The sequence below is a fragment of the Prevotella sp. C0209C1 genome (assembly GCF_056583855.1).
The window spans coordinates 1-20,811 of record NZ_JBWPJP010000009.1 but is presented as its reverse complement, the minus strand read 5'-3'; the positions used below and the strand labels follow the sequence as shown (position 1 = coordinate 20,811).

Sequence of the window (20,811 nt, the reverse complement as noted above, 5' to 3'; positions counted from 1 at the left end):
ACTGAAAAATAGGTATTTTTAAGTATTGATAAATAGTACTTTTATAAAAAAAAAGAACTGAAAGTATATCGTTTTTATCTGCCGATATAACTTCCAGCTCCTCTTTCTTTTCCTTATTTCGTTATTTCCTTGTCTTTATTGCCTCTTTTATTAATCTTTCTAACTCCTCTGATAACTCCGGATTATCTTTTAACATATTCTTTACACCATCTCTTCCTTGAGCTAATTTTGTATCACCATAGCTAAACCAAGAACCACTCTTTTTAATAATATCATATTCTACACCTAAATCGATAATCTCACCTAATTTAGAAATACCTTCACCAAAAATAATATCAAATTCACATTTACGGAAAGGAGGAGCTACCTTGTTCTTTACTATCTTCACCTTTGTAAGGTTTCCTAAAACATTATCTCCATCTTTTATTTGTGTACTCTTACGCACATCTACACGTACAGATGCATAAAACTTTAAGGCGTTACCTCCTGTAGTAGTTTCAGGATTACCAAATGTCATACCTATCTTTTCGCGTAACTGATTAATGAAAATACAACAGGTGTTTGTCTTTGAAATAGTAGATGTAAGCTTTCGTAAAGCCTGACTCATTAATCGTGCATGAAGCCCTACAACAGAATCGCCCATTTCACCTTCTATTTCTTTTTTAGGGGTAAGCGCTGCTACAGAATCGACTACTAATAAGTCGACTGCAGACGAACTTATAAGCTGATCTGCTATCTGTAATGCCTGCTCACCATTATCGGGTTGAGAGATCCAAAGATTATCAATATCTACACCTAAGGCTGCTGCATATGTTGGGTCGAATGCGTGTTCTGCATCTATAAAAGCTGCAACCCCTCCTTGTTTTTGTGCTTCTGCAATAGCATGAAGAGCAAGTGTTGTTTTACCAGAGCTCTCTGGACCAAAGATTTCTACTATGCGCCCTCGCGGGAAACCACCCACTCCAAGAGCAACATCTAAGCCTAAACTACCAGTAGGGATTACATCTATTTTTTCTGTAATTCTATCCCCCATTTTCATGATAGCACCTTTACCAAAATCTTTCTCTATTTTAGCCATAGCAGCTTGTAAAGCTTTTAGTTTGCCTTCAGCTGCAGAGTTCTCTTTTTCATTATTTTCTTTTGCCATTTCTTTTTTTTTTTAGAAGCTAAAAGATATAGAAGACTTGTATTATTCGATTTACTCATCTATTATTTAACCTATTACTTCTTATCTAAAAGCTATATGTTATGATTTTCTATTATATTCTTTTATATAGTTTTCATAAGACATTTACAACAAAGAGCTTAGAGGTTAATTTTAGTTTTCATTTTATTTTGCATATCATAATTATAAAATAAAACAGATGTACACCTAAAATTAGTTTTTCTAAGAATATGCTTATAAGTATTATTTTACATAATTATTGAGCATTATACCTCTAAATCTTTTCCAAACTCTTCACACCAAGGCAACCCTTGCTTATTTAACTGTTCCATAAAAGGATCTGGATCGAAGTCTTCAAGATTCCATACACCAGGCTTACTCCATATTCCTTTCACAAACATCATAGCTCCTATCATGGCAGGAACACCTGTGGTATAACTAACCCCTTGCATACCTGTTTCGTTATAAGCATCTTGATGCTTACAATTATTATAGATATAATATGTTTGCTCTTTGCCATTTTTAACACCTCTAATACGACAACCTATAGATGTTTCTCCATCATAATTCTCTCCAAGGTCTTGTGGATTAGGAAGTACAGCCTTTAAAAATTGTAAAGGAACTATCTTAACTCTTTCTGTTTTTCCTGTCCCATCAGCTAAAGGAGCCTCAAACACTACCTCATCAATACGACTCATTCCTATATTCTGAATAACGTCTAAGTAATTAAGGTATTGCTTTCCAAAAGTCATCCAGAAACGAGCGCGTTTTATAGAAGGGAAATTCTTTACTAACGACTCTAATTCTTCATGATGCATTAAATATGAATCGCGTGGTCCTATATTAGGATATGTAATATCTTGATGTATTGATAAAGGAGCGGTTTCTATCCACTTTCCATTTTCATAATATAGACCTTTTTGTGTAATTTCTCGAATATTTATTTCTGGATTAAAATTAGTTGCAAATGCTTTGTGATGATTTCCTGCATTACAATCTACTATATCTAAATAATGAATTTCATCAAAATAATGTTTAGCAGCATACGCTGTAAACACTTGTGATACTCCCGGATCAAATCCACAACCTAAGATAGCTGTTAAACCAGCCTTCTCAAATTTATCTTTATATGCCCACTGCCAACTATATTCGAAATGTGCTTCATCTTTTGGCTCATAATTAGCAGTATCAAGATAATTGCATTTACAAGCTAAACAAGCCTCCATAATAGTAAGATCTTGATATGGTAAAGCAAGATTTATTACAAGATGAGGCTTAAAATCAGAAAAAAGTGCTTTTAATTGTTCTATATCATCAGCGTCTACCTGCGCCGTTTTTATATCTATATTATAGCCTTTTGCATGTATAGCATCAACGAGCTTATCGCATTTTTCCTTACGTCTACTGGCTATCATAAGTTTTCCGAATATATCTATATTCTTAACTATCTTAAATGCTGCTACTGTAGCAACACCACCAGCACCAATCATTAAAATTCGTGGATTAGCTATTGGAATATTATTCATTTTTATTTTCCTTTTATTTATTCTTTTTTAAATTCTTCTGCCCTAATCCCCATAGCATTCATTAATGAATAGCCAAGGATCTCTTGCCTAAAATGTCCTCCTATTATTGGTTGCATCGTAAAAACTGTAATCTGTTTTTCGTCTTCATCTACCTTTTTGAGGATATTTTTAATTTCACTATATGTCGTTTCGTCTTCTGTATTTGATATTATCATAATACGTTTCACTTCTTCATGTACTATAAACGTTTGCAATAAATCATAAAGAACTACCTCTTTCGAATTGTTTTCATCACCAGTAGGAATGGAGTTTATAACAAATTCTCCTAACAGATTATCTTTAAAAGCCTTATTATTAAGATCCTTTTCATACGACGAAGGCTTAAAGTTTTCAAGAATAGCTTTATTTTTATCGTGTAACAATATTACTAAGACTTCATTCTTGCTTGGCTTTACTTTCCCATCTAATGCTACGTTTACAGCCCACTGACTAAAGTCAGCAGGTGGTATCTTACGGTTTAGCATTCTTTCAAAATTCACAATAAGATCGAATGCTACACTATCTATATAATCACCATCGGCAATAATAATATTTTCACTCCATTTTATTTTATCTGCTTGTAGTGCTTTCATAGGTACAAAGATACTCGAAAATAGACAATAGACAAAATAAATTATTATTTTTTGCTAACTCATTATATATCTAATAATTCCTTATCCTTTTAAAACTTTTACATTATAGCTAATTTTTATTCTTTTCATGATTTACTAAGAATTGTTGCCATTGCACTTTTACTTCTTCCTCAGTTATGCCCAATAGTTGCATTTCATGAAAAAGATTAGGAAGCATTTTTGACATAAATTCGCGTTTACGCACTTTCATTATTTGTTTACGAGCACCTGTAGAAACAAAATATCCTAATCCTCTTTTGTTGTATATCACTTCTTCTCTTGATAGCAATTCATAGGCCTTTACGGCTGTATTTGTATTCACTTGTAGTGTAATAGCATATTCTCTAACTGAAGGTATACGATAGTTTTCTTTATATTTTCCTGCTATTATTTCGTCACAAAGCCTATCTGCTATTTGCTCGTAAATTGCTTTTGTTTCGTCAAATATCATAGTTTCATTCCTTTCTGGCATTAATAAAAAGCCAATAAGATATAAGATTTTTTATATCTTTATTATTTATAAGTTTACCCATCGATTGTTTATTACTTGCATCTTGTTATAAATCTTATATGCTAACCAATATAAAACAAAACTTACAACAACTAATATAACATCAACAATAGCCTTCAATTGCTCTTTAGAAAAAGGAGAATAAATTTCATAATTGGTCTTTGTATATATATAAGTAATAAATAAAAATATAACAAACAAAGCAATCGTCATAATTATTCCTACAGCTATCCACGTTTTTAGCCAAGCTGCTTTACGAAAAATTACTCCTCCTAATATAGCAACAGAATTAATAAAAGGATATATAAAAAGAAGTGTCCAGATATCATTATTTCTACTAAATTCGTCATAATATATTCCTATTATAGATACTCTCACACCTCTATGTACAATCATAGTGATACTTTGTTGTAAAAAATCAGCACAACCTAAAGCAAGTACTACTATAATCATGAATACTACTGAGCAATAGATAATACGCGCAATATATTTTTCTAACCTTGATCCTGGCAACATCAATTCACTTATACGTGCTTGTTTTTTCTCTAAATCATGAGTTATATAACAACCAAAGTTTAACGTTAATATAAGAAGAATTGATGCAATAGGACTAAGTGGTGGTAAATAATGAGAAAACAATTCTGTCTTTGTATAAGAAGAGAAATCCCAAACATGAGCTGATACCAGTAATATAAATAGCATAATACCACTCATAGTAAGAAACCACTTTGTCATTTCGCGTCTGCGCACTAACAAAAGACGCGTAAATACTTTCCAAAATCTGTTTATTTTAAATGTATTCATTTTCTATTCCTCCTTTTTATTTATTGTCTCTAAGATTGTTAACCTTGTTTTGGATACTACTATTTCCTGACATGAAAGTCTTTATACCTTGCTTTACTTTACCATTTAAAATAGCAGAAGCATTGTCTGATGTTGATATTATAGAAGTTTCAGCATCAATATATTTAATATCAATATCAGCATTACTTGTTACTTTTATATCAGAATTAATAACATTAAAGCGTTCGAAATAAGCATCTGCATTATCCGTAACACTTACTTTTACTTCCTTAGCATAAAGCTGTTTTATATTACATGCCGCATTATCTAATACTTTAATTTCTAATTTTTTAGCCTTAAAATGATTATTAATATAAAAATCAGCATTGTCATATATATCAATATTTGCTAATGAAGGCACTATAACAAAAACTTTTATTAATGTAATAGGGTTTGTATTACGATTAAAAATTATAGGATTTTTGTTAGGTAAATCGTTTACTTTTACAAACAACTTCCCTTTTGTCGCACTTACATTTACTAAATTTTGCACTTTTTTCGGAGCTTTTACTACTACTTTATATTCTTTCCCTTGAAATAAAGTAACTGAAGCGTTGCCAGATACTTCCATACTATCAAAAGCATTTACATTCATAATATGAGTAACAACTTTTCCATAAGTAATTCTTTTTCTCAGACAAGAACTATTACTTATAGTTATAACTAATAGAAATATACTTAATCTTATAACATGTGAGATATATTGTTTCATATATTTAAACTTTATAGATTGTTAGCATTTATATTTTCCTGACTTCTTATATTAACTTTATCATATTGATCGTTTATATAAGATGTTAACAGAACATTATCTTTTAAACAAGTAGCAAGAAGACTATTATTATCTTTATCTATCATAGTAATATTCATAAAACTGTTGTTTCCTATATGAATAAAAACATTTCCGGCGTCAGCAAACTTTAATTTGTTGAAAGAATTTGTTTCTATTATATAAGTTTTTTTTATCATTAGTTTTATTATTTTTCACACATTATACCATAGTTAAAGTAATAAGAGCTAATCCTACAAATAAGATTATATTCCAAAAGCAAAAATTTTTCATGAGAATAACTTATTTTATTTTATCTTTCCTTGTGTTACTGCATTAAATAACAATTCCAGATTAATCTGTGTTTCTGCCTTTCCTTGCTCACGAATAGATATGTAGGCATTACCTTGAAGTGATGGTTCTGCATATACTACATTACTATTCATATCGCTTGGTTGACAATAACCAAAACTATATTTCTGTGTAATTTCATCTATCGCAGCATTTAAACTCACTTCAGAGTGATTTATTATAATAACATGATCAAGTAATTGTTCTATATCATGTACTTGATGAGTGGATATTATAAGTGAAGAATCGTCAGAAAGATTACCTGCTATTACCTTTCTAAATGAAGCCTTTGAAGGAATATCAAGCCCATTAGTAGGCTCATCCATAAGAAGTAGGCTACAACATGATGCCAAAGCAAAGCTCATATAAACCTTTTTCTTTTGTCCCATAGATAATTGCTTAAAATTAATCTCACCAGTAATATCAAAGTCTTTTAGGCAATTATTAAGAACTTCTTTATCAAACTTAGGATAAAAGTCTTGATGAATCCTTATATAAGATTCTAAAGACATATTAGGTAAGTCGTACTCCTCTGGCACAATATAGATATCTTGTAAAAACTCAGGATCACGATTTTTTGTTATATATCCATTTACTTTCACACTACCATTCTTAGGTTTTAGCAACCCTGCTATGAGGTAAAGCAAAGTGCTCTTACCTGTTCCGTTCTTACCCAATAGACCGTAAATACGGTTATTAGCCAATTGCAAACTAAAGTCAGAAAACACCTTGTGTTTACTTCCTGAGTAGTTAAATGTTAAATTAGATACTTCTATCATAAGCTTCTTATGTTTTAGAAATTTAAAAATATTAGTGTACCAGATAAATAGTACACTGCAAATGTAAGATAAATAATAGTATCCTCCAAACTTTTCTACAATAATTTTCAAAAAAAAGAAAATAGTTTAGAACATTATAGCTCCATTTTATATGTAAAAAGGAAAATTATTGTGCTTTATGTAGTTTGTTTATTTCTATTATTAAAGTTATGTAGAGAAAAATTAAATTCCCGCTATTAGGGCTTACTCGGGACTTCCACCCGTTAGAAAATGCTCATGCCGAGCGTACAATAAAAAGAGCTACACCTATCTTTATATATAGATAGATATAGCTCTTTAATATACAATTATTATTATTAATCTACTTACTTAAATGCTTTTATAACTTTTCTGTTATAATCTTTTCATTTTTTATTCAGATAGAGGATTCTGTTTTATTAGTTCTTTATTTGCCTTTATTTCTTGATATGGTATAGCAAATTGCCAATAAACACTTTCTTTAGTCTTAGGAATATTAAGAGCATTAGCTCCTCTATTACGATTTAGTGCAGCTTCTCTATTACTTTCTTTCAAATAACTAAAGTTTTTTGCTTTAGAACGGTCGAAAACAATACCGAGCCTCTTGATATCAAAGAAGCGTTGTCCTTCCATCCATAAGTCTATTCGCTTATTCCTCATAATCTCTTCTATAAGTTCTTCACCAGATGCTTTTGTATTATAATCAGGATCACGAGTCTTCATTATAGTGTTAAGTGTCTCACGTGCAGCGTCATCTTCATGCAAACGAGCTTCTGCTTCTGCCTTTATATAATATAATTCTGCCAAGCGCATAATCAGAGCATCTCCCATACCATTATTTGCAGACTTAGCTTTAAACTTAATAGATTGCCCTGTTATCTCCCATTTACCATTCTTAGGGAAATATTGAGGATTAGCATCCTTAGGAATAGAGTTGCCTTGATCTAAAGCTACCCACCAACCTCTACGAGCATCATTCTTTCCCATCTTATCGTAAATATCTCTATTTACAGCATAACGTAAGATTTGGTTATAACCTATAAAGTTATATGAATAGTTAGCATAGAAGCTAAAATAGCCATTATCTTGATCTGATGCTTGCCTATATCCCCATATCCACTCAGAAGCATTTAAGTTGTTAAACCCATCTAAAAGAGCTTTTCCACTTTGCAAGGTAGCAGAGGTATGCTTTATAGCTTCATCTGCATGCTCCTTAGCCTTCTCCCAGTCGGACTTACTTAGGTCTATACGAGCAGCTATACCTAAAGCTGCAGAATATGAAATTACATTTTTAACACCACGATCAGGAACATTCTTTAGATAACTTAGCGACTTTGTTATATCCTTATCTATCTGAGCATAAACCTCTGCAACTGTGTTACGAGCCATTGGAGTAATGCTGTCGGTAGAAAGACGTAATGGTACACCCAAATAATCATTAGCCCCTCCTGCTACATAGCGATGTCCAAAGAGCTGAACTAATATATGATAGCTCATAGCTCTAAATGCATATCCTTCACCAAGAAGAACATTTTTATCTTTCTCTGATATGTTTTTATTCGACTCAGTACCATATATCAAAAGATTAGCATGATGGATCAAAGTATAATACATATCCCATACCTTAGCATTAATATCACCATTAGGATTAATATGATCTTGATAACGATAAATAGACATCCAACCTGCCGGATTAGTATTAATCATATCATCTCCCATCATATCAAGCTGTGCACATAGACTACGATGCCCTACACCGCAAAAATGTGTATCATCTCTCCAATCATACATATACATCATATTATGTAATCCATTGAGAAGACCATGCAGGCTTCTGGCATCTTTTATCACTGACTCTTTGTTCACAGATGTACTCGATGCTGTATTAAGAAAATCATCAGAACATGATATAGAGCTAACTGTTAACAGCAAAGTTCCTAATACTGTATATAATATTTTTTTCATAACCATTCTTTTATAATGTTATAGTTAGAGTTGCTGTAAATGTACGTGCATAAGCATATCCTGCTGCACCTACTATTCCAGAGAACTGTCCCATAGGATTAAGTCCTTTTCGAGCAGATAATAAGAATAAATTTTCTGCAGCTATACTAATATTTCCTCCTTTAAGATTAACTGCACTTAGCCAACTCTTTGGTAAATTATAACCTAAGCTAATATTCTTCAGCATAAGAGCAGAGCTTGATACTAAGAAACGATCGCTTTGTGTAGCATCATATCGTCCTCCATTCCCTGCATCTAAGCGAGGTACATCTGTTATATCTCCTTTTTGTTTCCATGCTTTAAGCATATCTACATGCATAGCAGAGCCTGCTTGTAGCTTGCGTCCCATCAAACTAGCATAACCAGAGTCGTATGTTTTGCCACCAAGCTGATAAGAGAAGTTAACCCCCAGCTCGAAATTCTTCCAAGTAAGAGTAGTACCAAATCCACCATACAAGTCTGGAATAGATGTACCACAGAAATGCTTTTTAGCTAAATCTCCGTTCTTAGTTAAAGTAGCCTTCTCTCCCTCTGCTGCTAATGGTTTAGCATTAGGATAAAGCTCTTTGTTTAAACGATACATAGCCATACCGTCATCAGGATCTACACCAACATATTCATTTAGATAATAGTCGTATATACTACCACCTTCCATATATTTTTGATAATCTAACTCTATACCGTTTTCGCGGTTTTCTTTAGGAAGTCTTAATATAGTATTAGTAAAGTGTGTTCCATTAATATTAATCTTCCATGACAAATCATTAGTCTTGACAAGTATAGCATTGATATCAAACTCAAAACCACTGTTACGTATCTTACCTATATTCTTATTTATTTCAGTAACTCCAGTCGAATTGGCTAAAGGATAAGGGAATATCAAGTCAGAAGACTCTTTGTTAAAGTATTCAAAAGTACCATATACTCTACTAAATAAGCTATATTCTACAGCCACATCAAAACTTGTTTGAGCCTCCCAGCGAAGTGTTGGGTCGGCATAAGAATAAAGCCTTAAGCCACCTTCATCAAGGTTATTTGATCCAAAGCTATACAAAGTCTGATAAGCATAGTAATTTTTCTCTAAGTTATCATTACCTGTCTGACCAATAGATGCTCTAAGCTTTAAGTCGTCTAACCATTTAGAAGTACTTTTCATGAAAGCCTCTCTTCCGATATGCCAGCCTGCACCAACAGCCCAGAAGTCGCCCCAACGACAATCAGGAGCAAAGCGTGAAGAGCCGTCTCTACGATAAGAAGCTGAGAAATTATATTTCTGTTTATAATCCCAGTTTAATCTACCGAAATAACCTTCCTTCCTATAATTATCAGTATATGAATCTAATCCAACTATATTAGTAAGGTTAGAGAACTCATCAAGACCCAATACCATCATGTTCTTTTTAGCTCCATTAAGATCGGTAGCAGTATACTTATAAGACTCATGTCCTAACAGAACTGTAATATCATGTTCGCCAAAGGTTTTTGAGTATTCTAAAAGCTGATTAAAAGTAAGCGTGCTGGTAGCAAAATCTTCTATTGAAAGTAATCCTGAAGGCTGGTCGCCCATAATATTATTATATCTAACCTTCTTTTTTATCATACTAAGATCGTATGCAGCATTAACCGTAAGTTTTAGTTCTGGCATTATTTTAAAAGTAGCGTGCCCACGAGTGTTTAACATATCTCGCGTAGTAGTAGAATGGTCTAACTCTCCTTCATAAACGGGATTAAAACGAGCGCTATACGGACGCCCATTATTATAGTCAAACACCTTCTTACCTGTTTGTGGATCTAATACATATTCGCCTGTTATAGGATCGTGCTTATGTATAGGATAGAAAGGAGCTATACCTTGTAAGAAATGAAAAGAGTTAGCATTAAAATAACCAGATGACTGCTTTGGTGCTACGCTTGCTGCATGTACAAACGACACATTACCACCTAAATCAAACCATTTGGTTACATTATAGTCTAAATTAAGACGACCTGACGTGCGTTCATATTCAGTATTTCTGCGGTAACCTTGCTCTTTAATATGCCCCAAAGACATAAACGTAGACACCTTATCATTACTATACGAACCACTTAGGTTATACTCTCCTCTGTAACCTGTTCTGAAAAGAGCTTTCTCCCAATCTAAATCATCACCCCATCTAAGACCTGTTATTTCTTTATTAAGAGTTCCGTCTGGCATTACTATTTGAGGTACTCCGTCTACCCATTTTGTTTTATCTTGCGTAGTACCAAAAGTGTTTGTTCTTTCATCATAACTAATTCCTGTCTTAATGCCTGCAAAAGGATTAAAAACATCACCACGGAAATCAAAAAACATATCATAGTTAGCCAATAATGCAGCTTGTTCTTTAGACATGCCTTCCTCGAATTGATGCTGATTATACCACTGCTGCCAAAGTACAGGAAAATACTGATTGACACTAAGCGTTTTGTAACGCTCTTGACCACGCTGAGTAATACCTTGACTCGTAGTAAAAGTCAACGTAGGAGCACTACCCTTACGCTTACCTTGCTTAGTGGTTATAAGCACTACACCGTTACCTGCTGACGAACCGTAAAGAGCTGTTGCTGAAGCATCTTTAAGAATAGATACGCTTGCTATGTCTTGTGGATTAATATCAGCCAAAGAGCCATTATAAACAGAACCATCTACTATATATAATGGATCACTTGAAGCATTGATAGAACCAAAACCACGAATCATAACACCTGAAGATGATCCAGGCTGACCTAAAGCTGTTGTTACTTGCACACCAGGAGCAGCACCTGCAAGAGCTGTAGACACATTAGTAATAGGACGATTCTCTAACTGCTTAGCAGAGATATTCGACTGAGCACCTACTAAAGATTGTTTCTTAGCCGTACCATACGCCACAACTACTACCTCGTCAATCTCTTTATCATAACTCTGTAAAACTACTCTTATGTTAGATCCTGCTTTTACCTTTGTAGGATGCATACCTACATAAGTAACCTCTAACTGTGCATTAGCAGGAGCAGACACAGCAAACTTACCATCTAAGTCAGTTACAGAACCTGTTTGAGTACCAGATACTCGCACAGAGGCACCTATGACAGGATTACCCTTATCATCTACAACTGTACCTGTAACCTGCGATTGTGCAAAGGCTATACCCGTACTTAGGGCAATACCTGCAAAAATCATATAAAGTCTTTTGGCCATAAGATTTTTGATAAAAATTAAACATTAAACATTTACTGCTCGCAAAAATATATAGTTATCTTTAAATTGCAAAATTTTATTACCTATTTTTTCACTTTTATATGCAAAAAAGTACATTTAATGAAAATTTCATGTCTTATATCATCTTTTATAAAGCCATTTTTAACTTTTTACCCTTCATTAAAGAGCTTACATATCGTTACATTTTCATACAAATATATTCAATAAAAAATAATAAAGAGAAAACTATAATATATAAAAAACGTCTAAATATAATCTTTCTTTCATGAAAATATCATTTTTAACAAAAAGTATCTCTACATGCTTTTTCACATTTTTGATAAAAAAAACATGTACAATAACAAAAAAAACAAATATATAACCACGCTCAAAAACACTTTATATTAAAGCAAAACAACATTATTTCTTAAGACAAAACACATGTTTTTATGACTAAAACATACTCTTTTTACCATTAACAAGAGGTTATAGTATGGTAAAAATAAGCTATTTTTCTTATAAAAATAGATTAAAAATGAATCAAAAATAAGTTATTTTTATTCCTGAAATATTACCTTTTCATCTTTAATAGATGACGTTTTATGTTCTGAAAATTTAACTTTTACAGTTTTTTTAACCAACTATTCTTTCTTATCTCTCACCTTAACACTACAAATAGTTATTATTAAAACTGTTAGTTTTTTACTTACTAAAGATAATTTATTAGTAATTTTGCAACTAATATTTTTACACAAGGTAAGAAAACATGGCAAATTTAAGATTTAACGTAGTAGAACGTGCTTTTAAGAAGCGTCCCCTCCCTGTAGAAGTACCAGAAATGCGTCCAGCAGAGTATTATGGTAAGCTTGTTTTCAATCGCGAAAAGATGTACAAGTATCTATCTTTGGAGGTTTATGAGAAGTTAGTAGATGTCATCGATAATGGTACACGGCTCGACCGCTCCATAGCCGATGCAGTGGCACAAGGTATGAAGCAATGGGCTTTAGATAATGGTGCTACTCATTATACTCACTGGTTTCAACCCTTAACTGAAGGTACTGCCGAAAAGCACGATGCTTTTGTAGTCCATGATGGCAAAGGAGGTATGATGGAAGATTTCTCTGGCAAGCTCCTTGTACAGCAAGAACCTGATGCCAGCTCGTTCCCAAATGGCGGTATACGTAATACTTTTGAAGCAAGAGGATATTCTGCATGGGATCCTACAAGTCCGGTTTTTATCATTGATGACACTCTTTGTATACCAACAATTTTTATTTCTTATACTGGTGAGGCTTTAGATTATAAAGCACCATTACTAAAATCACTTCGAGCAATAAATAAAGCTGCTACAGAAGTATGTCAATATTTCGATCCAAATGTAAAACAAGTACATGCCAATCTTGGCTGGGAACAGGAATATTTCCTTGTAGATGAAGATCTTTTCTTTGCTCGTCCAGACTTAGTACTTACTGGTAGAACCTTAATGGGGCATGATTCGGCTAAAAACCAACAGATGGACGACCACTATTTCGGTACAATACCTGAACGTGTACAGGCATATATGAAAGACCTTGAGATAGAAGCCTTACAACTTGGCATTCCCGTTAAGACACGTCATAACGAAGTAGCACCGGGACAATTTGAATTAGCACCTATCTTCGAGGAATGTAATTTAGCTGTAGATCACAACATGCTGCTTATGTCGCTAATGAAAAAGATAGCACATAAGCATAGCTTTCGTGTGCTTTTACATGAAAAACCCTTTAATGGTATAAATGGTAGTGGTAAGCATAACAACTGGAGCTTAACCACAGATACGGGAGTTTTATTACATCGTAACGGTAAAACTCCAGAAGACAATTTGCGCTTTGTAGTATTTATTGTAGAAACATTGATGGCTGTTTATAAGCATAATGGGTTATTAAAAGCATCGGTTATGAGTGCTACTAACGACCATCGTTTAGGTGCTAACGAAGCTCCTCCTGCTATCATCTCTTCCTTTTTAGGTACTCAGCTTACAGAGTTGCTTGATCATATAGAGCTGGCTGATAAAGAAGAATTATTCACTTTTGAAGGTAAACAAGGAATGAAACTGGACATTCCTGAAATACCTGAACTTCTAATAGATAACACAGATCGTAACCGTACCTCACCATTTGCCTTCACAGGTAACCGCTTTGAGTTTAGAGCTGTTGGTTCTGAAGCTAACTGCGCATCAGCTATGATAGTACTAAACACTGCAGTAGCTGAAGCCTTAATACACTTTAAAAAACGCGTAGATACACTCATAGCAAAAGGAGAGAATAAAACTTCTGCCATCATTGATATTATTCGTGAAGACATTAAGACATGTAAACCAATACGATTTGACGGCAATGGATATAGCGAAGAGTGGAAGCAAGAAGCATATAAACGAGGATTAGACTGCGAACCAAGCTGCCCTATATGTTTCGATCGTTATCTTGATAAAGAAAGTGTTAAAATGTTTGAGCTTACAAACGTAATGACGAAAAACGAATTATTAGCACGTAACGAGGTGAAATGGGAAACTTACACAAAGCGCATTCAGATAGAAGCACGTGTTATAGGAGATATTGCCATGAACCATATAATACCTGTAGCCACTGAATATCAAACGCTATTAGCTAAGAACGTTAAAAGCATGATGGATATATTTGGAGGAGAAGAAGGGAAAAAACTTACTGAGAGCAATATTAGTATAATAAAAGATATTGCTAATCGTATTAAAACTATCGAAATAGATGTAGAAGAACTTGTCAATACACGCAAGATTGCTAACAAAATAGAAAGTCAACGCAAAAAAGCCATTGCATATCATGACACTATAGCACCTAAGATGGAAGAAATACGCTATCAAATAGATAAGTTAGAACTTATAGTAAGCAATGAGCTTTGGACACTTCCCAAATATCGAGAACTACTTTTTATAAGATAATAATTTTATATATAATAAAACTTCTATCAACTTCTATAAATCAGGACTGATACTTCTCTCGAAGTATCAGTCCTTTTTGTTATTCCCATTTGGGAAAATATTACAACAAATAAAGATAATTTGTCGGGATAACCAGACTCGAACTGGCGACCCCTACGTCCCGAACGTAGTGCGCTACCAACTGCGCCACATCCCGAATTGATAAGGCAAAGGTAGTAAGATTAGTTGGAAAAGAAAAGATAAGATGCAAGAAATAAGCTAAAAACATACATACGGTTCAAGCCGTAAGATAGCATCTTGCGGAAAATCTTTAAGCAAACGCAACTGAGAAAGCGATGTTAGTCTTCCCTTTAGACGACGATAATCGCATATAGCACGAGCCTGATAAAAGTTAATATAAGGGTGTTTGCGTAGCTGAGACAAAGTTAACTTATTTAGATTTAACCTTTCTGTATGCACTCCTTTTACCTCAAAGAAAGGTAATGCCTCTTCTGGAAAGTTATCAATCTCCTTCAATTGACCCACAGCAACATATCCTCCTAAACGTTTTCCGTATGAAACGATAGCCTTAGCCCAACCAGATCCTATACACGGAACTTTCTTTAATAAGGTTGTATCTGCATTAGCAAGATTAATTTTCTGCCCCAACTTAATCTTAATGGGGTAACGTATCGTATCGCGATCATACTCTTTATAGGCATGATACTTATCATTAGCTTTAAAAGCTCTAAGAGCTTCCATTGCCTGATGTTGCCGTTCGGCCTTACGCTCTTGATAAGCACGCACAGAAGCTAATGTTGATGCAGGAAGAAAGTCGTCGCTTATACGTATAAAAGGAGCAAGCTCTTGATATTGTTTTCTGGTCATACCATAAATTTTAGCAAACTCTTCTGGTGCATGATATACTCCACCCTTAGCTCTATAACGGTATATATTACGTATTTGAAAGGGAGATAGGCCTAATTTTCGTAACGTTACGCTGTCTGCTGTATTAGGGTCAAACGTAAAATATTTAGTATTTGCTAATCGGTCTAACTGATAATTATTAGAATGTATATCTGTACCTGAAGCAGATATACCTACAATAGAATCGCTCTTTCTATCATCGGAAGTATAAGAATATCTATTACCAATAAAATAAATAATAACACCTGATAGCAAAAATAATGCTACCAAGAAAATTACAGCTCTACGATCAGAGCGATGAAGGTAAAAAAAAGATTTTATTTTCAAATGCTTCTTAAAGAAAAAAATAAAAAAAACTTATTTGCAAACAGCTTTTCTTGCTTTATTGATACTCTTCTTCTAAACTATCTTTCCATAACTTAAAAGGATTTCTACGCATGTGCGAATTATAAAAACGATGATCTCCTGTAACCTCTAAGCCTATAAAAGATGGTTTATCAAAATATTCTTTCTCGTTACTTAGTTCTACTTCTGCCATTACTAATCCTTCATTATCTCCATGAAACTCATCTACTTCAAATGTATGTCCTGCATAATTTATTAGATAACGATGCTTATCTATTATACCTACATCACAAAGATACAATAAGTTTTTAGCCTCTTCCATGGATATTTCTTTCTCAAACTCATAACGAGATAAGCCTCCATTACGTGATGGTCCCTTAATAGTAAGAAAAGCTTTATTATCACATACTCGCACACGCACTGTGTTTACAGAAGCAAAATAACCTTGCTTAATATGCATACAGCTATGTGCTAAAGCCTTCCAATCATAATTCTTATGCACTAAAAACTTGCGTTCTATCTCTATCCCACTCATAAATCAACACTAAAATGTTTATCTAAAAGAGATTAATAAGATAATAATACATAATAACAACAATACTATAGCAATACCTAATATTACCGTTTTACCTTGCTTTTCCTGTTGTTTAGCACGCTGTTTTTTTCTTAAATTCTTGGAATTATTCATAGTTACATGGTTTAAAAGATTGTTATACTATATGTTTTGCTCTTCTGTTGGAAACTCCATCAGATATGCTTTTATAAAATCGTCTATCTTTCCGTTCATCACTCCTTCAACATCAGAAGTTTGATAATTAGTACGATGATCTTTCACACGCCTATCATCAAAGACATAACTACGTATTTGGCTACCCCATTCTATCTTCTTCTTTGCTGCCTCTACTTTAGCTTGTGCCTCCATACGCTTCTTCATCTCACGATTATATAGCTGCGATTTAAGAAGTTGCATTGCCTTTGCACGATTCTTTGGCTGATCGCGTGTTTCTGTGTTTTCTATTAATATCTCTTCCTTTTCTCCTGTATCTGGATCTTCATATTGATAGCGCAACCTTACTCCGGACTCCACTTTATTAACATTTTGTCCTCCTGCACCACTTGAACGGAAAGTATCCCAACTCACACGAGCAGGATCAACATATACTTCTATGGTATCATCGACTAATGGTGTAACGAAAACAGATGCAAAACTGGTCATTCTCTTACCTTGAGCGTTAAACGGACTTACTCTAACCAATCTATGTACTCCATTCTCACTCTTCAAATAACCATACGCATACTCACCCGATTCAAATTTCATTGTAACGCTCTTAATACCTGCCTCATCTCCTGAAAGAATATCAGATATTGTTACTTTATAACCATGAGCTTCTCCCCATCGCATATACATACGCATAAGCATCTCTGCCCAGTCTTGACTTTCTGTACCTCCAGCACCAGAATTAATCTTCATAACACACTCCATAGGATCCTCTTCCTGACGAAGCATATTCTTTAACTCTAAATCTTCAATGGTTGAAACTACTTTATTATACATAGTATCAACCTCGTCTTCAGTAACAAGTTTGTCTTTATAGAAATCGAAAGCTAATTGCAACTCCTCTGCTTGTGCTTTAGCTTTATCATAACCTTTCACCCATCGCTCTATATCCTTTACCTTTTTCATCTGCTGACGAGCATAATCTGGATTCTCCCAGAAATCAGGAGCTTGTGTGCGAAGCTGTTCTTCTTCAAACTCTATACGTTTCTTATCAATACCTAAATAACGTTTTAAAGACTCGACACGCGAAAGTATATCTTTTAATTGATCGGATGTTATCATATAACTTTTATATTAACTCCGTTATATTTATACTAATGAAGAGGGAGTGTTGGTAATATCTGTTTCTTCATACATAGCATTAATAATATTGGAGAAATTCTTTATCACTACAGAACGCTTTAATTTTAATGTATTTGTAAGCTCACCACTCTCCATAGAAAAATGATGTGCTAACAAAGTAAAACGCTTTATTTGTTCATACTGTGCCAGATGTTGCTGAAGAGTTTCTATACGATCGCGCATCATATCGTTAACACGTTTGTCTGCACAAAGCTCCTCTCTGCTAGAAAAACTAATATTATGCTCCTTTGCCCACTGCTCCAACAAGCGGAAATCTGGTACAATAAGTGCAGAAACAAACTTACGCTGATCGGCTATTATTGCTACTTGCTCTACAAACTTATCTACAAGCAACATTCCCTCTACCATTTGTGGAGCTATATATTTACCATTTGAGGTCTTGAATAAGTCCTTTATACGTTCTGTTAAAAACAATTCGCCGTCTTTTAAATAACCTGCATCTCCTGTATGAAAAAATCCATCTTTATCGTAAGCTGCTGCTGTTATAGCATCGCGATGGTAATAACCCGGAGTTATTGTAGGACCTTTCAATAACACTTCGCTATCCTTACCTATACGTATCTCAATACTATGAATAGGACGCCCAACAGAACCTATAGTATAAGGTTTACCTTTATGGTCGCAACTCACAGTAGCTAAGCTCTCTGTTAAGCCATAGCCCACGATCATATCTATACCAATACTATGCACAAACTCTTCTATCTCTGGAGATACATACGCGCCTGCTGTTGGAAAAATATTTGGATTAAGAAGTCCTAATTGCTTTCGAACTAAACTTAATACAGTGGAATTATAAAACCTATATTTAAGCTCCAAGCCTAAAGGAACTCGCTTTCCCTTAGACTTATAAAAAACATTACGACTACGACCTATATGCAAAGCCTTATAAAACAACCTACGTTGTAAGATGTTAGAACTATCCATACGATCCTTTACTGCAATATATACCTTCTCCCAAAAACGTGGCACTGCTGCCATACATGTAGGGTTTGTTTGCCTCATTGATGTGAGAATATCCTTAGGATCGGTATTCACTATTAGCTCCGTACCAAAAGTTAGAGCAAGATAAGCCCAACCGCGCTCAAAGACATGAGTAAAAGGTAAAAAATTAATAACCTTATCATGCTCTGTAAGAGGCACACAACGGCCATTAGCTTCCATAGCTGCATCAAACATCTTATACGTTAGAATAACACCCTTACTATCACCTGTTGTGCCACTTGTATATAAAATACAACAAATATCATCTAAAGAAGCCTCTCGCCATAAGTTCTCTACCTCTGACTGTCTTGGCAAATTAGCACCTATTTTTAGGAAGTCTTCAAAATAAAGCGCATTAGGATCGTGTGTACTAATACGCACATTTTTATCAAAAACAATAATACGCTCAAGTGTTGGGCATAGTGGAAAAATACGGTGTGCCTTATCATATTGCTCCTGTTCACCTACAAAAAGATATTTTATAGATGCATCTTGTATCATATATTGTATCTGCTGCTCAGAGCTGGTAGCATAAAACGGAATACTTATTGCACGTATACCATACGCCCCAAACTCTGTATATAGATACTCTACACAGTTCTGCGCAAACACACCTATAGTTTCTTGTGGCTTAACATTCAGATTAAGTAGTGCATTAGACACCTCTTTCACACGGGTAGAAAACTGATTCCAATCTACCGTTTTCCAGTCAGTCCCACCAAATTCTTTAAATTTAAGAACTGGTTTCTCACCAAATTTCTTTGCCTGCTCGTGAATAAGAACAGATAGGTGACATCTTGCTTGCATTGTTTTATAACGTTTATGTGATACTTATTTTTAATCAAGACCTTTTATGCAATAGATAAAAAAATATAATATTTATAACCTATAGCTTTTGCAAAAATAAGAAATATTAGTCAAAATAAGAAATAAATTAGCTTTAAAGTTATAAGAGAATATCATTATCTAATTAGTCGTCCCTTAAAAACTATATTTCAGCATAAAGTTTGTACTGACAAGCTTTATGCTGATTCTTTTTATAAGGTACAAAAGAGCTCTCATAGCTCTTTTGAAGTTATATGCTGCCGCAGCTAATAATACATTGATAGCATCTCCTTTCACACCTTTATAAAAGTTGCGAGATAATCGGTGGTCTGCTTTAAGATGTCCTATTGTTGGTTCTATACCTGCTCGTTTACAAAATAGTTTGTGTTTCTTTCTCTTTTGGTAGTAGCTGTCTTTAGCTTTAGGAACGTCTGGAATGAGTATCTTTGTCTGCCCAATCTGCTTTATACCTCTATACCCTCTATCTCCTGCTAACTTATCAACCTGCTTTCCTGTCATCCTTTGGGTTTGTTCTAACGCCTTTTCGATAGTATGCCCATCATATTCATTCCTAAAAGAACATGCACCAAGAATAAGTCCTGACCATGAGCGAAGAATAGATACTTTATTGCCAAACTCATATTGCTTATGTTCCTTACCTTTGCTGACGCAAACCACATCTGGTTCGTGCAGGGAATATACTTTGTTCTTTGACTTTCGATTCTGAGAAAGAACTCTATAATATAGCTCAAACATCTTCTCATATCCTTTCTTTCCCTCAAGATTACGCTCTAATTCTCTTACTAATCTTCCTGCTATGGTCCTTAGTTGCCTATCTGCCTTAAGAGCTTTCTTACGATTCTTGGGATGATTACGAAAACGTTGGGAACGGTAAATCCCTTTCAACGTACGCGTGTAACTCTGTCGTAGAGGAAGACACTTGTCATGAACTATCTTCAGAACGTTTTTGATTATCTTTTTATGCAACTTCGCATCTGTTGGATAGGTTATATTCTTCTCCTGCACGGTAGAATCAATGAA

General features: G+C 34.1%; 17 protein-coding genes and 1 tRNA gene. 1 reads left to right on the top strand and 17 read right to left on the bottom strand.

Annotated elements, in window-relative coordinates:
- Positions 1–121: 121 nt before the first annotated feature.
- The 10 genes from recA to AC1DCD_RS03690 form a co-directional block, all read right to left on the bottom strand.
- Positions 122–1,147 (bottom strand): recombinase RecA, encoded by a 1,026-nt coding sequence (gene recA, locus AC1DCD_RS03735; protein WP_008450821.1) that lies wholly within the window; start codon positions 1,145–1,147, stop codon positions 122–124.
- 284 nt (positions 1,148–1,431) lie between these two features.
- The gene (locus AC1DCD_RS03730; RefSeq protein WP_036853880.1) at positions 1,432–2,655 is read right to left on the bottom strand and encodes a saccharopine dehydrogenase family protein; all 1,224 of its coding nucleotides are present in this window, start codon (positions 2,653–2,655) and stop codon (positions 1,432–1,434) included.
- Between the two features lie 53 nt (positions 2,656–2,708).
- Positions 2,709–3,323: a DUF6621 family protein gene (locus AC1DCD_RS03725; protein WP_464639510.1), complete on the bottom strand. Its 615-nt coding sequence runs from the start codon at positions 3,321–3,323 to the stop codon at positions 2,709–2,711.
- Between the two features lie 109 nt (positions 3,324–3,432).
- Complete coding sequence (locus tag AC1DCD_RS03720) at positions 3,433–3,813, bottom strand: GntR family transcriptional regulator (RefSeq protein WP_024992744.1); 381 nt, start codon at positions 3,811–3,813, stop codon at positions 3,433–3,435.
- A 66-nt stretch (positions 3,814–3,879) separates the two neighbouring features.
- Positions 3,880–4,677, bottom strand: coding sequence for a hypothetical protein (locus tag AC1DCD_RS03715; protein WP_008450853.1), 798 nt, complete (start codon positions 4,675–4,677; stop codon positions 3,880–3,882).
- A 16-nt stretch (positions 4,678–4,693) separates the two neighbouring features.
- Positions 4,694–5,311 (bottom strand): GIN domain-containing protein, encoded by a 618-nt coding sequence (locus AC1DCD_RS03710; protein ID WP_464652982.1) that lies wholly within the window; start codon positions 5,309–5,311, stop codon positions 4,694–4,696.
- A 128-nt stretch (positions 5,312–5,439) separates the two neighbouring features.
- Complete coding sequence (locus AC1DCD_RS03705) at positions 5,440–5,685, bottom strand: hypothetical protein (RefSeq protein WP_464639505.1); 246 nt, start codon at positions 5,683–5,685, stop codon at positions 5,440–5,442.
- 108 nt (positions 5,686–5,793) lie between these two features.
- A complete protein-coding gene (locus AC1DCD_RS03700; RefSeq protein WP_008450847.1) occupies positions 5,794–6,615 on the bottom strand; it encodes an ABC transporter ATP-binding protein in 822 nt (273 codons plus the stop codon).
- 411 nt (positions 6,616–7,026) lie between these two features.
- Positions 7,027–8,598, bottom strand: coding sequence for a RagB/SusD family nutrient uptake outer membrane protein (locus AC1DCD_RS03695; RefSeq protein WP_464639502.1), 1,572 nt, complete (start codon positions 8,596–8,598; stop codon positions 7,027–7,029).
- 10 nt (positions 8,599–8,608) lie between these two features.
- Complete coding sequence (locus AC1DCD_RS03690) at positions 8,609–11,836, bottom strand: SusC/RagA family TonB-linked outer membrane protein (protein ID WP_464639500.1); 3,228 nt, start codon at positions 11,834–11,836, stop codon at positions 8,609–8,611.
- 766 nt (positions 11,837–12,602) lie between these two features.
- On the opposite strand from AC1DCD_RS03690, the gene AC1DCD_RS03685 reads away from it, so the two are divergent.
- Positions 12,603–14,792: a glutamine synthetase III family protein gene (locus AC1DCD_RS03685; RefSeq protein WP_008450838.1), complete on the top strand. Its 2,190-nt coding sequence runs from the start codon at positions 12,603–12,605 to the stop codon at positions 14,790–14,792.
- Positions 14,793–14,915: 123 nt separating this feature from the next.
- On the opposite strand, the gene AC1DCD_RS03680 is transcribed toward AC1DCD_RS03685, so the two are convergent.
- The 7 genes from AC1DCD_RS03680 to AC1DCD_RS03650 all read right to left on the bottom strand — a co-directional run.
- A tRNA-Pro gene (locus tag AC1DCD_RS03680) sits at positions 14,916–14,988 on the bottom strand.
- 62 nt (positions 14,989–15,050) lie between these two features.
- Entirely contained in the window at positions 15,051–16,025 is a 975-nt protein-coding gene (locus AC1DCD_RS03675) for a ComEA family DNA-binding protein (protein ID WP_464639498.1), read from the bottom strand.
- Positions 16,026–16,080: 55 nt separating this feature from the next.
- On the bottom strand, positions 16,081–16,578 hold the full coding sequence (locus tag AC1DCD_RS03670) for a CYTH domain-containing protein (RefSeq protein ID WP_008450812.1): 498 nt from the start codon (positions 16,576–16,578) through the stop codon (positions 16,081–16,083).
- An 18-nt stretch (positions 16,579–16,596) separates the two neighbouring features.
- The gene (locus AC1DCD_RS03665) at positions 16,597–16,731 is read right to left on the bottom strand and encodes a hypothetical protein (protein ID WP_008450830.1); all 135 of its coding nucleotides are present in this window, start codon (positions 16,729–16,731) and stop codon (positions 16,597–16,599) included.
- 27 nt (positions 16,732–16,758) lie between these two features.
- A complete protein-coding gene (gene prfB, locus AC1DCD_RS03660) occupies positions 16,759–17,883 on the bottom strand; it encodes a peptide chain release factor 2 (RefSeq protein WP_464639496.1) in 1,125 nt (374 codons plus the stop codon).
- Between the two features lie 27 nt (positions 17,884–17,910).
- Positions 17,911–19,752, bottom strand: a complete 1,842-nt coding sequence (locus AC1DCD_RS03655) for an AMP-dependent synthetase/ligase (RefSeq protein WP_464639494.1) — start codon at positions 19,750–19,752, stop codon at positions 17,911–17,913.
- Positions 19,753–19,926: 174 nt separating this feature from the next.
- Positions 19,927–20,811 (bottom strand): IS5 family transposase (locus tag AC1DCD_RS03650; RefSeq protein WP_480348969.1); only part of this gene is annotated, 885 nt, incomplete at its 5' end.

Excerpts from the sequence above, each read along its gene's own strand:
- AC1DCD_RS03655 (WP_464639494.1), bottom strand. The coding sequence starts at position 19,752 with ATGCAAGCAAGATGTCACCTATCTGTTCTTATTCACGAGCAGGCAAAG.
- AC1DCD_RS03705 (WP_464639505.1), bottom strand. The coding sequence starts at position 5,685 with ATGATAAAAAAAACTTATATAATAGAAACAAATTCTTTCAACAAATTA.
- AC1DCD_RS03665 (WP_008450830.1), bottom strand. The coding sequence starts at position 16,731 with ATGAATAATTCCAAGAATTTAAGAAAAAAACAGCGTGCTAAACAACAG.
- AC1DCD_RS03710 (WP_464652982.1), bottom strand. The coding sequence starts at position 5,311 with ATGAATGTAAATGCTTTTGATAGTATGGAAGTATCTGGCAACGCTTCA.
- AC1DCD_RS03670 (WP_008450812.1), bottom strand. The coding sequence starts at position 16,578 with ATGAGTGGGATAGAGATAGAACGCAAGTTTTTAGTGCATAAGAATTAT.
- AC1DCD_RS03685 (WP_008450838.1), top strand. The coding sequence starts at position 12,603 with ATGGCAAATTTAAGATTTAACGTAGTAGAACGTGCTTTTAAGAAGCGT.
- AC1DCD_RS03695 (WP_464639502.1), bottom strand. The coding sequence starts at position 8,598 with ATGAAAAAAATATTATATACAGTATTAGGAACTTTGCTGTTAACAGTT.
- prfB (WP_464639496.1), bottom strand. The coding sequence starts at position 17,883 with ATGATAACATCCGATCAATTAAAAGATATACTTTCGCGTGTCGAGTCT.
- recA (WP_008450821.1), bottom strand. The coding sequence starts at position 1,147 with ATGGCAAAAGAAAATAATGAAAAAGAGAACTCTGCAGCTGAAGGCAAA.
- AC1DCD_RS03720 (WP_024992744.1), bottom strand. The coding sequence starts at position 3,813 with ATGATATTTGACGAAACAAAAGCAATTTACGAGCAAATAGCAGATAGG.
- AC1DCD_RS03730 (WP_036853880.1), bottom strand. The coding sequence starts at position 2,655 with ATGATTGGTGCTGGTGGTGTTGCTACAGTAGCAGCATTTAAGATAGTT.
- AC1DCD_RS03715 (WP_008450853.1), bottom strand. The coding sequence starts at position 4,677 with ATGAATACATTTAAAATAAACAGATTTTGGAAAGTATTTACGCGTCTT.
- AC1DCD_RS03690 (WP_464639500.1), bottom strand. The coding sequence starts at position 11,836 with ATGGCCAAAAGACTTTATATGATTTTTGCAGGTATTGCCCTAAGTACG.
- AC1DCD_RS03725 (WP_464639510.1), bottom strand. The coding sequence starts at position 3,323 with ATGAAAGCACTACAAGCAGATAAAATAAAATGGAGTGAAAATATTATT.
- AC1DCD_RS03700 (WP_008450847.1), bottom strand. The coding sequence starts at position 6,615 with ATGATAGAAGTATCTAATTTAACATTTAACTACTCAGGAAGTAAACAC.